The organism is Mycobacterium sp., from assembly GCF_047975165.1.
In the GTDB taxonomy this organism is placed as follows: domain Bacteria; phylum Actinomycetota; class Actinomycetes; order Mycobacteriales; family Mycobacteriaceae; genus Mycobacterium.
On record NZ_JBKECZ010000049.1, the window covers coordinates 21,815 to 36,353 of the forward strand.

The 14,539-nt window shown below is 68.2% G+C and carries 13 protein-coding genes; 5 read left to right on the forward strand and 8 right to left on the reverse strand.

Translation table 11 applies throughout. From position 1 onward, the window contains the following. Positions 1–5: 5 nt before the first annotated feature. From ACK5M9_RS05460 to ACK5M9_RS05470, 3 genes are read right to left on the reverse strand one after another with little or no spacing between them, the layout of a single operon-like run. A complete protein-coding gene (locus ACK5M9_RS05460) occupies positions 6–1,865 on the reverse strand; it encodes a fatty acyl-AMP ligase (protein ID WP_416892169.1) in 1,860 nt (619 codons plus the stop codon). Positions 1,866–1,888: 23 nt separating this feature from the next. Then, positions 1,889–3,142, reverse strand: a complete 1,254-nt coding sequence (locus ACK5M9_RS05465) for a serine hydrolase domain-containing protein (protein ID WP_416892170.1) — start codon at positions 3,140–3,142, stop codon at positions 1,889–1,891. A 55-nt stretch (positions 3,143–3,197) separates the two neighbouring features. After that, positions 3,198–4,013: a lysophospholipid acyltransferase family protein gene (locus ACK5M9_RS05470; RefSeq protein ID WP_416892171.1), complete on the reverse strand. Its 816-nt coding sequence runs from the start codon at positions 4,011–4,013 to the stop codon at positions 3,198–3,200. Between the two features lie 85 nt (positions 4,014–4,098). Here ACK5M9_RS05470 and ACK5M9_RS05475 point away from each other — a divergent pair, with 85 nt between their 5' ends. Beyond that, on the forward strand, positions 4,099–4,563 hold the full coding sequence (locus tag ACK5M9_RS05475) for an SRPBCC family protein (protein WP_416892172.1): 465 nt from the start codon (positions 4,099–4,101) through the stop codon (positions 4,561–4,563). A gap of 15 nt (positions 4,564–4,578) precedes the next feature. On the opposite strand, the gene aceA is transcribed toward ACK5M9_RS05475, so the two are convergent. After that, positions 4,579–6,867 (reverse strand): isocitrate lyase ICL2, encoded by a 2,289-nt coding sequence (gene aceA, locus ACK5M9_RS05480; RefSeq protein ID WP_416892173.1) that lies wholly within the window; start codon positions 6,865–6,867, stop codon positions 4,579–4,581. 87 nt (positions 6,868–6,954) lie between these two features. Continuing rightward, positions 6,955–7,662 (reverse strand): MBL fold metallo-hydrolase, encoded by a 708-nt coding sequence (locus tag ACK5M9_RS05485; RefSeq protein WP_416892174.1) that lies wholly within the window; start codon positions 7,660–7,662, stop codon positions 6,955–6,957. A gap of 217 nt (positions 7,663–7,879) precedes the next feature. Between ACK5M9_RS05485 and ACK5M9_RS05490 the strand changes: the two genes are divergently transcribed. From ACK5M9_RS05490 to ACK5M9_RS05500, 3 genes are read left to right on the forward strand one after another with little or no spacing between them, the layout of a single operon-like run. Next, positions 7,880–8,392 (forward strand): Fur family transcriptional regulator, encoded by a 513-nt coding sequence (locus tag ACK5M9_RS05490; RefSeq protein WP_416892175.1) that lies wholly within the window; start codon positions 7,880–7,882, stop codon positions 8,390–8,392. 41 nt (positions 8,393–8,433) lie between these two features. Continuing rightward, entirely contained in the window at positions 8,434–10,587 is a 2,154-nt protein-coding gene (katG, locus tag ACK5M9_RS05495; protein ID WP_416892176.1) for a catalase/peroxidase HPI, read from the forward strand. Positions 10,588–10,646: 59 nt separating this feature from the next. After that, a complete protein-coding gene (locus tag ACK5M9_RS05500; protein ID WP_416892177.1) occupies positions 10,647–11,126 on the forward strand; it encodes a hypothetical protein in 480 nt (159 codons plus the stop codon). Between the two features lie 28 nt (positions 11,127–11,154). Here the strand turns inward: ACK5M9_RS05500 and ACK5M9_RS05505 are convergent, their stop codons facing one another. Continuing rightward, positions 11,155–11,553, reverse strand: coding sequence for a phage holin family protein (locus ACK5M9_RS05505; RefSeq protein ID WP_416892178.1), 399 nt, complete (start codon positions 11,551–11,553; stop codon positions 11,155–11,157). Between the two features lie 141 nt (positions 11,554–11,694). Here ACK5M9_RS05505 and ACK5M9_RS05510 point away from each other — a divergent pair, with 141 nt between their 5' ends. Continuing rightward, positions 11,695–12,957 (forward strand): sialate:H+ symport family MFS transporter, encoded by a 1,263-nt coding sequence (locus tag ACK5M9_RS05510; protein ID WP_416892179.1) that lies wholly within the window; start codon positions 11,695–11,697, stop codon positions 12,955–12,957. An 11-nt stretch (positions 12,958–12,968) separates the two neighbouring features. On the opposite strand, the gene ACK5M9_RS05515 is transcribed toward ACK5M9_RS05510, so the two are convergent. Both ACK5M9_RS05515 and ACK5M9_RS05520 read right to left on the reverse strand, forming a co-directional pair. Then, on the reverse strand, positions 12,969–14,273 hold the full coding sequence (locus ACK5M9_RS05515; RefSeq protein ID WP_416892180.1) for a competence/damage-inducible protein A: 1,305 nt from the start codon (positions 14,271–14,273) through the stop codon (positions 12,969–12,971). 27 nt (positions 14,274–14,300) lie between these two features. After that, a partial coding sequence (locus ACK5M9_RS05520; RefSeq protein ID WP_416892181.1) for a hypothetical protein occupies positions 14,301–14,539 on the reverse strand: 239 nt, incomplete at its 5' end.

The following is a 14,539-nucleotide window of genomic DNA, read 5'->3' on the forward strand; positions in this document are numbered from 1 at the left end:
AACACCTAGTGCACGCCCAGCGTCCCGTCCAGGTACTGCGCGCGGCAGGCTACGCGAGCCAGTTTGCCGCTGGTGGTGCGCGGAATGGCACCGGCCGGCAGGAACCGCGCATCGGAGACCGCGACGCCGTGGCGACCCAGGACCGCGGTGCCGATGGCCTCGATGGCCGGCCGCGGATCGGCCCGGCTGGTTCCGGTGGCCCGCTCGGCGACGATCACCAGACGGGCCGTGCCGGTGTCGTCGGGCGCGGCGAATGCGGTGGCGTACCCGCGTCGCACCATCGGCGACGCCTCGGCTGCGGTGGCCTCGATGTCCTGCGGGTAGTGGTTGCGCCCATCGATGGTGACCAGGTCGGCGATGCGGCCCGTCACGTAGATCTCACCCCCGACATATACGGCCAGATCGCCCGTCCGCAGCCAGGAACCGTCGACCACCGACCCGTCGGAATGGCTGCCGTCGGCGAGCGTGGACGCCAGCTTGGCGTGGAACGCCGCCGCCGTCTCCGCGGGCCGCCTCCAGTAGCCGTGCCCCACGTTGTCGCCCTGCAACCAGACCTCGCCCACCCGACCGTCGGGAAGTTCGGCGCCGGTGGCGGGGTCCACGATGACCGCGTACAGGCTGCGTGCCGGCCGGCCGCAGGAGACCTGCGCGAAGGCGGTCGGGGCGTCGGCGGCAACCCGCACCGCCCTGCCCTCGCCGAGCTGCTCTCGGTCGAGGTGGATCACCGAGGTCTGCGCGCCGTGGTCGACGGTGGCGATCATCAGCGTGGCCTCGGCGATACCGTAGGACGGCTTGAACGCCGTGCGCGGAAGACCGTAGGGGGTGAACGCCGTGGTGAACGCGGTGACCGCGTCGACGCTGACCGGTTCGGAACCGATGATCAGCACCACGTTGGCCAGGTCTACCCGGTGCCCCCCGGTCGAAGCCCTTCCAGGCCCGGCCAGTCCGCGTTGCGCGGCCCATTCGTAGGCGAAGTTCGGCGCCGCAGTGACCACTCGCCCGGTCCGCGACCCATCGGAGAGCGCCTGAATCCAGCGTTGCGGACGCCGCACGAACGCCGTCGGCGACATCAGGGTGGTGTGCCCCCCGTACACCGTCGGAAAGCCGATCATCGACAGGCCCATGTCGTGGTACAGCGGCAGCCAACTGACCCCGTGGGTGTTCCGGTCCAGCAGGTCGATGGCCAGGATCATCTGCACCAGGTTGGTGGCGACCGCGCGGTGGGTGATCTCCACGCCCACCGGCGGTCGGGTCGCCCCGGAGGTGTACTGGATGTACGACACCGAATCGAGTCCGAGGGCTACCGGGGTGAACATGTCCTGCGCCGAGTCGGGAATCTGGTCGATGACCAGCACCTGCGGCGTGGGCAGGCCGGCGACGGAATCGAGGAAGCGCACGACCGCATCCCTGGTTGCCGTCGTGGTGAGGACGACCGAGGGCTCCGAATCGCGCAGCGCGGTTTCCAAGCGTTCGGTGTGGCCCGGCAACTCCGGTGCGAACAGGGGCACGGCGACGGCGCCGGCCTTGATGGCAGCGTAGTAGCCGACGACCCAGTCGATGCTTTGCGGCGCCAGGACGGCAACCCGGTCCCCCGGGTCCGCGAGCCGCTGGATATGGGCGGCGACAGCCGCCAGCCGGATCCCCAACCGCGACCAGGTCACTTCCAGGGTGCGACCGTCGCCGAGGCCGCTGTGGTCGAGGTAGCGGTAGGCGATCTCCTCCCCCACACACCTGATGTTGCGGTCGATCAGCGAGATCTGGGTGGCGTCCGGCGGCATCGAGATGTTCCCGTCGGCGTCCAGGCAGTCATCGATTTGCAACAGCCCGGCCGGCGCCTCATGGTCCACCCGGACAGCCCGATCCATGCGGGCAGTCTATTGATCGCCGACTATCGACCACTGTGGTACTCCGCGCCGATGCGCGGCACCTCCAGCGGCTCATCCTTGCGCGCCGCGGTGATGGCACTGGTCAGTAGCGGGGCCAGGCCGGCGAACGATCCGGTGTCGAACAGCAGCAGGGTCAGCAGGCGATTGTGCACGTAGCCGAATGAGCTGCCCGTCTCGGGGTCGGCCCAGCCGACCGTGCCACCCAGCCCGATGTGGCCGTAGCCCTCCAGGAAGCCCGGGACCGGCGACGACTGGTACCCCTTGTGGTAGGTGAAGGGTAGGCCGAGGTTCAGGTCCGGCCACCACTGTGACTTGCCCTTCATTGCGGCCACCGCCTCCGACGACAGCAGCTGCCTCCCGTCGATCTCCCCGTCGTTTGCCAGCACCGCGTATGTCTTGGCCAGCGCGCGGGCGGTCACCACACCGTTGGCCGCCGGCACCTCGCCGTCGAGGAACGGCATGTCGCCCTGCAGCATTTTCGTGATGCCCGGGAAGTAGATCGAGCCGAGCAAACCGGAGAACGACAGGCCCGAAACCTTCGGCGCGATGAAGTCCAGCAGCGGTGTCGGCACCTTGGCCAGCGGCAGCAGTGTCTGAGCGGCCAACGTCGGGGAGCCGACGGGCGGCCGGCCAAGATGCAGGCCGTCGGTGTTCAGCGGCCGGGCGAGCTCTTCCCGGAACAGTTCACGCATTCCCCTTCCGGTCACGGATCTGGCCAGGCCGGACAACAGCCATCCGTAGGTAACCGCGTGGTAGGCCAGCTTGCCGTGGGTATGGTCCACCGGCGCCGCGGCAAGCCGCTGTTCCATAGTCAGGTGATCCATGATGGTGTCCTTGCCGACACCCTTGAGGTGCGACAGTCCCGCTCGATGCCGCAGCACGTCGCTGACCGTGATGTCGGCCTTGCCGTTGGCCCCGAACTCGGGCCAATAGTCGGCGACAGGTGCGTCGTAGGACAGCAGCCCGCGGTCGACAAGTATATGAATGATGGTGGCCGCCAGCCCTTTTGTCGCCGAGAACACCATGGCGCCGGTATCGGCGGTCCACGGTATCTCGCCGTTCCGGTCGGAATAGCCGGTCCAGACATCGACCACCTGCCGGCCGTCGATGAACACCGAAAGCGCCCCGCCGCCGAACTTCCGGCCGGGGTACAGGCCGGTGAACGCCCGGATCACGTTGAGGAACCGGGAATCGCTGGCACCCTGGACGTTGGACGGCAGTCCGTTTTCGGTGGTCAGCATCGACGGTTGCGCCATAGGTGAATAATTGCAGGTTCCCGCGGTCCGGTCACGCAAAACCGGAGCTACCGGGTCACGGGTCCGAGCGCAACAGCCGTCCGGCCATCGATCGGTTCGGGTCCGCCTCGCGCTCGGCGAGCATCAACTCGATGCCCTCTTCGATCGCGACGGCGGTCCGCTCACGGACCTTTCGGGCGACTTTGTCGTCTGCCTCCCTGCCCTTGAATTCGATGGTCTCAATCGGCTCGCCGAACCAGTAGTACTGCCGCTCGGGCCTGGGCAGCGGCGTCAACCCGACACCCCGGACGATGAGCGGGCCTTCCTGGGCGCCGAGAACCTTCTGGGACAGGAATTGCAGCGGCGCCAGCAGCGGGGAGTCGGCGTCGAGAACGATGTCCATGCCGTGTTCGGCGCCGACGGAGGCGAACGGCACGATCGGATAGCCGAACTTGATCGCCATGCGGGCGAAGCCGAGCCGGTTCTTCCAGACCAGCTTGTAGCGTTCGTTCTTGCGTTTGCTCACCTCGCGGGCGCCACCGGGGAACACCATCACCAATTCGCCGCGTCGCATCAGCTCCGAGGTGTTCTCCCGGGTGCCGTCGACGACACCCATCCGCAACATCGCATCCCCCCAGCCGGGAACCTTGAAGTGGATATGGTCGCCCAGGGAGCGGACTATCCGGCCGCGTTCCCAGAGTTCCGCGGCCATCAGGGGGGCGTCGACCAGGCCGAGGGTGTTGTGATTGCCCACCAGCAGGGCCCGGTCGGCGGGCACGTTCTCGATGCCGTAGACCTTCGGTTTGATCAGTCTGCGCAGCGGCTTGATCACGTTCAGTGCCGCGGCGACCTCGGACTCACTGGGGGCGGGGGGAACGTTGACGTCAGACACAGTGTCGAGTATGCCCCGGGCGGGGATGCGAAGCCCAGCGGTAAGGTGCCCGGCAACGGCAACCCAATTCCTCAAGGAGTCACCTATGCCCGGCCGCACGTTCTCGTTCGAGGTCAACAAGACGACCAGCGCGCCGCCCGCGACGGTGTTCCGGTTGGTGACCGACGGCGCCAACTGGTCTTCGTGGGCGAAGCCGATCGTGGTCCAGTCGAGTTGGGCGCGCCAGGGCGATCCGGCACCGGGTGGTGTTGGAGCGATCCGCAAGGTGGGTATGTGGCCGGTGTTCGTGCTGGAGGAGACGGTCGAGTACGAACAGGACCGTCGGCACGTATACCGGCTGGCCGGCTCGGGCCAGCCGGTCGAGGACTACCGAGCCGAGGTGCTGCTGACACCCACGCCGTCGGGCGGCACCGATATCCGCTGGAGCGGTTCGTTCACCGAGAAGGCGCGCGGCACCGGCCCCGCGGCGCGGGCGGCGATGGGCGGCGCAGTCAAGTTCTTCGCGGGCCGGCTGGTGAAGGCGGCCGAGCGGGAGTCCGGTACCGCTTGATCAGTCCTGGCTTGATCAGTCTCCCTTGAGGATCAGCTGACGCAGTGCGACCTGGTCGGAGGCCAGCAGCTCATCGATCCGCGGCTTGTTCACCTCGGCCGCGATGATCTCGCCGACCTCCTGATAGACCTCGCTGAAGATGCCGTGCGACTTCATCTTGGCGGTCTGATACTGGTTGTCTTCGGTCGGTGTGACGTAGTACAGCGCGTCGGCGCGGAACCGATGCACCAGCCAGAGGTGGATCAACGTCATCAGTCGCTTCTGCCGCAACTTCTCGGCGAAGGTGTTCTGGTCGCGCACCTGCAGGATGCTGCGGCCGTGCCGGTCCTTGATGGGATCGAAGACGACGTTGGCCAGTTGCTCGTCGCCGTCGCCGTAGATGCCGAGTTCGAGTACGTCGGAGCCGGGCCGCCGCGGCCGGAGCTGCACCCGCAGCGTCTCGCCGAGCTGGTAGTGATCGCCCCACAGCGCCAGCCACTCCTCCAGCAGCTTCTTGGGCACCTCGGTCTGCACCAGGTGCTGGTGCTGGGTCGACCCTTTGCCCATCGCCTTGGTGGTGGCCGTGCGCCCTGAGGAGGCGGCCAGTGCGGCGTCGCTGCGCGGCCCGCCGACCAGCGTCTGCGGTGTCCGGTAAGGCGACTCGACAAGCCGCATTTTCCGCTGCAGGCGGGCCAGTGCCAGCATGCCGTCCTGGCACAGCGAGGTGGCGAACTCCTCGGAGGCGACCCCGTCGACCTGGTGTCCGCCGTAGGTGATGAAGTTGAAGACGAAGCCCATCTTGCCCAGCTCCGCCGGGAACTGGCGCATCTCCTCGTCCGACATGCCGGTGGTGTCCCAGTTGAACGACGGCGACAGGTTGTAGGCCAGCATCTGGTCGGGGAACTTGGCGTGGATCGCGTCGGCGAACTGCCGGGCGTCGGCGAGGTCGGCGGTTTTGGTCTCCATCCAGAGGATGTCGGCGACCGGCGCCACGGCCAGCGACTTGGCGATCGCGTACGGGATGCCGCCGCGGATCTGGTAGTAGCCTTCCGGGGTCTTGGCCAGCTCGCAGTCCCACCCCGGGTCGACGCCGAGCTCCCGGGCCTTGGCCCGGGCGGCGTACAGCGATGCGGTGGCGGCGAAGGTCCGCCACTCCTCGGGACTCATCTTGACGGGTTCGCCTTCGTTCTCGCCGAACTTGAGCACCTCGGCCACGGCCTCGCCGTAGGTCATCAACCCGGCGTCGCTCTCCCAGGCGGCCACGAACCGCGATTCGACCTCGTCGAACATGTCGTCGACCGACGCTTGGCCGTTCTGCCGCCAGGAGGCGACGGCACTTGCGATCGCCGCGTGAATTCCCTGGCGCTCCAGCCACTCACCCGCGAGCCTGTATTCGGCGTCGCCGAGTGCGTAGAGCAGGTGTCCGTTGAGGTCGGTGACACCCGAGTCGTGGAAGTGGCGCACCATCGCCAGGAAGCACGACTTGTAGGACGGGACGTCGAGGTTGGTGGCGCCCAGCAGGAACGGCTGATCGCGCTCATCGCCGCGGCTGTCGATCAGGTTCGCCGCCTCCGCGTCGGTGCGCGCCACGATGATGCCCGGCACCCGCATCACGTCGAGCTGGAACCGGGCGGCGTTGAGTCGCTTGATCTGCTCGTCGGAGGGCACCAGCACCTTGCCGCCCTGGTGGCCGCACTTCTTGGTGCCCGGGCGCTGGTCCTCGATGTGGTAGCCGGGGACGCCGACCTCGACGAAGCGACGGACCAGGTTGCGCACGTGCGGATCACCGCCGTGGCCGGTGTCGGCGTCGGCGATGATGAACGGGCGGAAATCGTGGTTCGGGGCCGCGGCGCGCTGCTGCTCGGTCATGTGCAGGCGCAGGTACTCCTGGTTGCGGTCGGCGGTCAGCAGGGCGCGCACCAGCACCGCGGCGTCGTCGGGCACCTGGCTCAGCGGGTAGCTGGCCAGGTCCGGCCCCGGGTCCTCGGCGGTGGAGCCCTTGGCCGAGGTTGCCCAGCCGCCCAGGTAGATGGCCTCGATACCCATCCGCTTCATGCTCACGGCCTGCCCCGGCGAGTACGGGCCGAACGTGGTGATGCTCTTGTCCTGGGCGAACAGTTCGCGCAGCCGTGGGTGGAAGGCGGCGGCCGCTTCGCGGGCGACGGTGTAGTCGACGGGGATCGTGCCGCGCTGTTCGGCTACCTGGCGGGCCGTGTAGAGCCGGGTGATTCCCTCGAACCGCGCGCTGTCGAAGTACCGCTGGGTGGCGGCGACTTCCTCCTCGAACGATGATTGGACCGCACTACCTGTTTCCGCGATGGCCATCGCCTTCCGCTCCTTCTCAGCACCGATTCGACGGGTGAAGTCTAAGCCTTCCCGGGTGCGCCGCAGCCAGCGGCCGACGCCCGGGGTTCAACCTCCGCGAGCCCGCAGCCAATCCCGTTGGCGGCGGACGAACCCGGCGTCGACAACCCGTCCGTGCCCGGGGACGTATACAGCGTCAGGTCCGCCGATGTCCACCAAGCGGTCCAGGGTGGCCGGCCACGCGGTGACGTCGGAGTCGGTGTCGAGTGCCGGGTCGGCGGACTCCTCGACGAGGTCGCCGGTGAACACCACGGCCGGGTTACCAGGGTGGGTCGCGGTAGCCACCACAATCAGGTCCGAGCGGGTGTGACCCAGACCGGGGTGCGTGATCGTGACCGTGCGGTCACCGAGATCGATCACCGCGTGGTGGATCCCGTGGGTCGGCGGTCGCAGGGCCGCAATCGCGCGGTCAATCCGCGCCGCATCGGCCCCGTGGCCCACGGCATCGGCGCGCAGCTGATCGGTGGCCGAACAGAGGTAGGTGACCACCTCGGGTGCGCAGTGGATCTCGGCGCCGGTGAACGCCGAGGACCCCAGCACATGATCGAAATGTTTGTGCGTCAACACAACGTGCGTGACGCGCCCGCCGGTGATCCGATGGACGTCGGCATCGATGGTGGCGGCTTCTTCGAGGGTGGTGCCGCTATCGATGAGCAGCACTCCTGCGCTCCCGTGCACCAGGCCGACGGTGACATCGCAGAACGACAGGCGGCAACGGTGCGCCCCGGCGCTCAGCAGCTCCCAGTCATGATGCATGCGACACCTGACTATCGTGACTTTCACCCCGGGTCCGGCGCAACCAACACGTCGCCATCACCGCCCGGGAGAATATCGGCAAAGTGGTCCTGGTGCCGTGAGTGGTCGGTGCGCCCGGAAAATAGCTCCTCCGCGCGGGGAATAACTCTCCAGCTATTTTTGGTTCATTCCAGAACAGGAACCAAAGGCTGATGACCGACGACTGACGGGTGGCCACATGCAGGACACTGCGGGGCAGGACTGTGCGGGGCAGGACCGTGCGGGGCAGGGTTATGCCGCGCGACTGCGCGCGGCCGATCTGCGCGTGACGCGGCCGCGGATCGCTGTCCTGGAGGCGGTGGGCGCAAACCCGCACGCCCCCACCGACTCCATTTACAGCGCGGTACGCGAGGTCTTGCCCGAGGTTTCCCGCCAGGCCGTCTACGACGTGTTGCACGCGCTGACCGCCGCCGGCCTGGTACGCCGGATCCAGCCGTCGGGTTCGCTGGCGCGCTACGAGTCGCGCGTGGGAGACAACCACCATCACATGGTCTGCCGGTCCTGCGGCGCTATCGGCGACATCGACTGCGCCGTTGGCGAAGCACCCTGCCTGACAGCCGATTTCGAGGGCTTCGTCTGCGACGAGGCCGAGGTGATCTATTGGGGCCAGTGCCCCGACTGTGCCAATTCGGACTCGTGTCCGACGGACAGAACGGAAGGAGCGTCGTGTCGCAACAACACACACAGCTAGCCGAGCTCGACACCGAACCCGCGCCGAGCGGTTGCCCCGTCATGAGGCATCCGGTACAGGGCGGCGGCAACCGCGACTGGTGGCCCAACCGGCTCAATCTTGCTGTCCTGCACCAGAACCCGGCGGTCGCCAGTCCGCTGGGCAGGGATTTCGACTATGCCGCCGAGGTGCGCAGGCTCGATGTCGAAGCGCTGCGGCACGACATCGAGCGGGTCATGACGACCTCGCAGCCGTGGTGGCCGGCCGACTACGGCCACTACGGTCCGCTGTTCGTCCGGATGGCGTGGCACGCCGCGGGCACCTATCGGATCGAGGACGGCCGCGGGGGCGCCGGCGCCGGGATGCAGCGGTTCGCGCCGCTCAACAGCTGGCCGGACAATGCCGGTCTGGACAAGGCTCGCCGGCTGCTGTGGCCGGTGAAGAAGAAGTACGGGAACAGCCTTTCGTGGGCCGACCTGATCGTCTTCGCCGGAAACGTCGCACTGGAGGCCATGGGCCTAAAGACGTTCGGCTTCGGCTTCGGCCGGGCCGACCGGTGGGAGCCCGACGACGTCTACTGGGGTAAGGAAGCCACCTGGCTGGACGACCAGCGCCACAGCGGCCGGCGCGACCTGGAGAACCCGCTGGCCGCGGTTCAGATGGGCCTGATCTACGTCAATCCCGAAGGGCCTGACGCCACCCCGGACCCGGTCGCCGCGGCGATCGATATCCGGCAGACGTTCGCCCGGATGGCGATGAACGACGAAGAAACGGCGGCGCTGATCGTCGGCGGCCACGCCTTCGGCAAGACCCACGGCGCCGGGGACGCCGCATTGGTCGGACCCGAGCCCGAGGCCGCCCCGCTGGAACAGATGGGGCTGGGCTGGAAGAACTCGTTCGGCACCGGCATCGGCGAGGATGCGATCAACAGCGGCCTCGAGGTGGTGTGGACCGACACCCCGACCACCTGGGACAACAGATTCCTGGAGATCCTCTACGGCTACGAATGGGAATTGACCAAGAGTCCGGCCGACGCCTACCAGTGGGTCGCCTCCGGCGGCGCCGGCGCGGGAACCATCCCGGACCCGTTCGGCGGCCCCGGGCGTGCCCCCACCATGCTGACCACCGACCTGTCGATGCGGATGGACCCGATCTACGAGCGGATCACCCGCCGCTGGCTGGAGCACCCCGAGGAGCTGACCGACGCCGTCGCCAGGGCCTGGTACAAGCTGATCCACCGCGACATGGGGCCTGTCACGCGCTACCTCGGGCCGCTGGTGCCGCGGGAGACACTGCTGTGGCAGGACCCGATCCCGGCAGCGCCGGGCACGGCGATCGGCGACGCCGACATCGCCGACCTCAAGGAGCGAATCCTGGCGTCCGGGCTGACGGTGTCGCAGCTGGTTTCGACCGCCTGGGCGGCCGCGTCGTCGTTCCGCGCCACCGACATGCGCGGCGGCGCCAACGGCGGCCGTATCCGGCTGCGGCCGCAGTCCGGCTGGGAGGTCAACGAGCCCGACGAACTGTCCCGCGTGATCGGCGCCCTGGAAGCGATTCAGGAGTCGTTCAACGCCGCCGGTGGCGCCACGGTGTCGTTCGCCGATCTGGTCGTCCTTGCCGGCTCGGCTGCCGTGGAGAAAGCCGCCCGCGACGGTGGCGTCGATATCGCCGTGCCGTTCACGCCCGGCCGCGGCGATGCGACCCAGGAGCTGACCGATGCGGAGTCGTTCGCGGTGCTGGAGCCGGCCGCCGACGGATTCCGCAACTACCTCGGAAAAGGCAATCCGCTGCCGGCCGAGTACATGCTGGTGGACAAGGCGAACCTGCTCGGGTTGAGTGCCCCGGAGATGACGGTGCTCGTCGGGGGCCTGCGCGTACTGGGCGCCAACCACCGGCAGTCCCCGCTGGGTGTGCTGACCGACACTCCCGGCTGCCTGACCAACGACTTCTTCGTGAACCTGCTGGACATGGGCATCACCTGGTCGCCGTCGCCGGCTGACGACGGGACCTACCAGGGCGCCGACGGCGCCGGGACGATCCGGTGGACGGGTTCCCGGGCCGACCTGGTGTTCGGGTCGAACGCACAGCTGCGGGCCCTGGCCGAGGTCTACGGGGCCGACGATGCCAAAGAGAAGTTCGTGGCGGACTTCGTCGCCGCCTGGACCAAGGTGATGAACGCCGACAGGTTCGATGTGGCGGCAGTGGCGGCGTCGTAACCGTTGCCTCAGGCCGGGCCGCAGCGGTGTGGCCGAAGATTTGTGTAGACTGCCTAGCTATGCGCCGTAAGACAGGAACACCGGCCTCGGTGTGTGCCTCGGTGTGTGCCGTAGTGCTCATGCTGGCGGGCTGGGCCGGCCCGGTGGGAGTCGCGGCGGCCGACCCGGAGCCTGCCCCAGCCCCTGCCCCAGCCCCCGCTCCGGCGGACGCCCCCAAGACGGTCATCGACTCCGACGGCCTCTACACCGTGGGCACGGACATCGCGCCGGGGACCTACAGCTCGGCCGGCCCGGTGGGCGAGGGCACCTGCTACTGGAAGCGGGTCGGCAATCCCGACGGCCAGATCCTCGACAACGCCATGACCCACAAGCCGCAGGTGGTGCAGATCGAACCCACCGACCAGGCCTTCAAGACCAGTGGCTGCCAGCAGTGGCAACTGACCGACGAGGCTCCTCCGGCACCGCTGGGCCCGGCGGGTGAGGCCCAGTTACAGGGAACGCTCGGCGTCCTCAACGGCCTGCTCGGCTCCAACGGCTAAGACCCGGAGGCCATTCGTTCGGCGCACGCTAGATCCTTGTTCCGGTGGCCCGCCGTGTCACCAGCGACAGGATCCAGCTCACGAACGACAGCACGATTGCCGCCCAGATCGCCGTCCACCAGAAATGATCGATCTGCAGGCCCCAATGTGTGGTGTTCTCGGTGATCCGGGCGGTGATCCACAGCATGAACCCGTTGACCACGACGTGGAAGAGGCCGAGGGTCAGCACGTACATCGGGATCGACAGGATCTGGACGATCGGTTTGATGATCGCGTTGACCAACCCGAACAGCACCGCGACCGCGAAGACGATGGCGACCCGCTGAGTCGTGGTGTCACCGCCGACGAAGCTCAGACCCGGCACGAATAGCGTCACAATCCACAGCGCGAGCCCGGTCAGGGCCGCGCGGAACAGAAATCCACTCATGGGCACATCCTGCCACTCCCGGTGCGATACCGGCCATAGTCAGCCGCCCCGATCCCCAGCCCCGATCCCCGGCCCCGATCCCCAGCCCCGATCCCCGGCCCCGCTGCCGGCAATCGACGGCGGATACGCCACTATGCACTGGTGACCCGGCAGCGGCTGACCAGCGACCAGCGCAACGCGTTCCTGGCGGCATTTCTCGGGTGGACCATGGACGCCTTCGACTACTTCATCGTCGTGCTGGTCTACGCCGACATCGCCGAGACTTTCCACCGCAGCAAGACCGAAGTCGCGTTCGTCACCACGGCCACGCTGGTCATGCGTCCGGTGGGCGCACTGCTGTTCGGGCTGTGGGCGGACCGGGTCGGGCGGCGCCTGCCGCTGATGGTCGACGTGGCCTTCTACTCAGTCGTCGGCTTCCTGTGCGCCTTTGCCCCCAACTACACCGTGCTGGTGATCCTGCGGTTGCTGTACGGCATCGGAATGGGCGGCGAGTGGGGGTTGGGCGCCGCATTGGCCATGGAGAAGGTTCCGGCGAATCGGCGCGGCTTTTTCTCCGGGCTGCTGCAGGAGGGCTACTCGTTCGGCTACCTGCTGGCCTCGGTGGCGTCGCTGGGGGTGATGAACTGGCTGGGGTTGTCGTGGCGCTGGCTGTTCGGCCTGTCCATCGTCCCGGCGTTGATCAGCCTGATCATCCGGTACCGGGTGGAGGAATCGGAGGTGTGGGAGGCCGCCCAGGACCGGATGCGGCTGACCAGCACCAGGGTTCGCGACGTCATGCGCGACGCCAAGGTGGTGCGCCGGTTCTGCTATCTGGTGTTGCTGATGACCGCGTTCAACTGGATGAGTCACGGCACCCAGGACATCTACCCCACGTTCCTGACGGCGACGGGCGACCAGGGCGCCGGTATCTCCAGCGCCACGGCTCGATGGATCGTGGTGGTCTACAACGTCGGCGCCATCGGCGGCGGGCTGGTCTTCGGGACTCTGTCGCAGCGGCTGGGCCGCCGCTACACGATCGCGTTCTGTGCGGTGCTCGCGCTGCCGATCGTGCCGCTGTTCGCCTACTCGCGGTCGGCCGGGATGCTCTGCCTGGGTTCGTTTCTCATGCAGGTCTGTGTGCAGGGTGCGTGGGGGGTCATTCCCGCGCACCTCACCGAGATGTCGCCGGACGCCATCCGGGGTCTGTATCCCGGTGTGACGTATCAGCTGGGCAACCTGCTGGCGGCGTTCAACCTGCCGATCCAGGAACGTCTGGCCGAGAGCCACGGCTACCCTTTCGCGCTGGCGGCGACGGTGGTGCCGATGCTGGCGATCGTGACGGTGCTGTCACTGATCGGCAAGGACGCGACCGGAATCCGGTTCGGCACAGCCGATTCCGCGTTTCTTCCGGAACAAACAACGTGAGACCCGGCGATCTAGCTGTTCTTCTCGCGTAGGCTGCGCAGCAGCAGGTGCATGGCCACCGTGGTGGACCGTTCCCGGATGTCCGCGCGGTTCCCGGGCAGCCGCAGGGTGCGGGTGAGCTTCTGGCTAACCGCGGCCGGTGAGCCCAGCGCCACAGTGAAACAGACTGTGCCCACCGGCTTTTCCTCGCTGCCTCCCCCGGGCCCGGCGATCCCGGTGATGGCCACCGCGGTGTCGGCATCGAAGCGGTGCAGCGCTCCGGCGGCCATCGCTTCGGCGACGGGTTCGCAGACCGCCCCGTGGGCCTCGATCAGGGCCGGATCGACTCCGAGAAGCTGCACCTTGGCCTGGTTGGAGTAGGACACCACGCCGCCGGCTACGTAGTCCGATGATCCGGGCCTATCGGTCAGCCGCGCGGCGAGCAGCCCCGCCGTGCAGGATTCCGCCGTCGCGATCCGGCGACCGGCCAGCAGCCTCGCCACCAGATCGTCGACCCGTGAGCCGTCCTCGGAGAACACCTGATCGCCGTGCCGGTCCCGCAGCAGCCGGGTCAATTGCGCATAGGTGTCGGTCGATTCGGGTTCATAGCGGGTGACGATCTCCAGCTCGCCGCGGCGCAGGCAGGTGGTGATCTCCAGGGATGTAAAGCCGGGGATCGCGTTCTCGGCCTCGCGAAGGGTTTCGGCCAGGCCGGACTCCGGCAGGCCGAACATCCGCACCATGTCCTGCCGATAGACCGTGCGGCCGCGGATCGCCCGTTGAACGGTGGGGGTTTCCACGGCCGTTCGCCACATGGGCTGCAGCTCCCGCGGCGGCCCGGGCAGCACCAGCACCGTCGGCTTTCCGGGCACGACCACCCCGGGTGCGGTGCCGACCGGATCGATGACTTCGGCGCCGGCCGGGACCATCGCCTGTTTGCGGTTGGCGGCCCGCACCGACTCGAACTTCTCCGGTTTCAGCAGCTCGGCATAGGCGGGATTGCGCGCCATCATCGACTTGAGGATGCCGGCGATCCGGTTCTCCAGGGGCTCGTCGAGCAGCAGTTCGCGGCCGCAGAACCGGGCCACCACGTCCACGGTCACGTCGTCGGCGGTCGGGCCCAGGCCGCCGCTGGTGATGATCAGGTCCACGCCCTGGCCGGCCAGGAAGCGCAGCTGGGCCTCGATGTCGGCGGGTCGGTCGCCGCAGATGGTGATGTGTGCCAGCTCGACACCCAATTCCAGGAGTCGATCGGCGAGCCAGGGGCCGTTGCGATCCTGGACCCGTCCGGTCAGGACTTCGGTTCCGGTGACCACGATGCCCGCGCGTACGCTCACCGTCCCGAGCCTAGTGTTTCCGGAGCGTCAGCTGCCGCCGTGACGCTGACCCGCGGACCCGCGGACCCAGCTTTCAGGACTGCTGGTGGGGTTGTCCTGGCCGCCCTGGTTGGCCGGGTTTGCCCGGTGTTCCTCCGGGGCCGGGAGCCCCGCCAGCACCGCCGCGCCCTCCGGCGCCGGGCGCGCCGCCCGGGCCACCGTCGCCACCGTCGCCACCGCGTCCGCCGTCGCCACCGCGTCCACCGGCTCCGCCGCGTCCACCGGCC

Bases quoted from the DNA above. Each gene is read 5' to 3' on its own strand.
- ACK5M9_RS05465 (WP_416892170.1), bottom strand. From the start codon at position 3,142: ATGGCGCAACCGTCGATGCTGACCACCGAAAACGGACTGCCGTCCAAC.
- ACK5M9_RS05490 (WP_416892175.1), top strand. From the start codon at position 7,880: ATGCAGGACACTGCGGGGCAGGACTGTGCGGGGCAGGACCGTGCGGGG.
- ACK5M9_RS05475 (WP_416892172.1), top strand. From the start codon at position 4,099: ATGCCCGGCCGCACGTTCTCGTTCGAGGTCAACAAGACGACCAGCGCG.
- katG (WP_416892176.1), top strand. From the start codon at position 8,434: ATGAGGCATCCGGTACAGGGCGGCGGCAACCGCGACTGGTGGCCCAAC.
- ACK5M9_RS05460 (WP_416892169.1), bottom strand. From the start codon at position 1,865: ATGGATCGGGCTGTCCGGGTGGACCATGAGGCGCCGGCCGGGCTGTTG.
- aceA (WP_416892173.1), bottom strand. From the start codon at position 6,867: ATGGCCATCGCGGAAACAGGTAGTGCGGTCCAATCATCGTTCGAGGAG.
- ACK5M9_RS05500 (WP_416892177.1), top strand. From the start codon at position 10,647: ATGCGCCGTAAGACAGGAACACCGGCCTCGGTGTGTGCCTCGGTGTGT.
- ACK5M9_RS05485 (WP_416892174.1), bottom strand. From the start codon at position 7,662: ATGCATCATGACTGGGAGCTGCTGAGCGCCGGGGCGCACCGTTGCCGC.
- ACK5M9_RS05505 (WP_416892178.1), bottom strand. From the start codon at position 11,553: ATGAGTGGATTTCTGTTCCGCGCGGCCCTGACCGGGCTCGCGCTGTGG.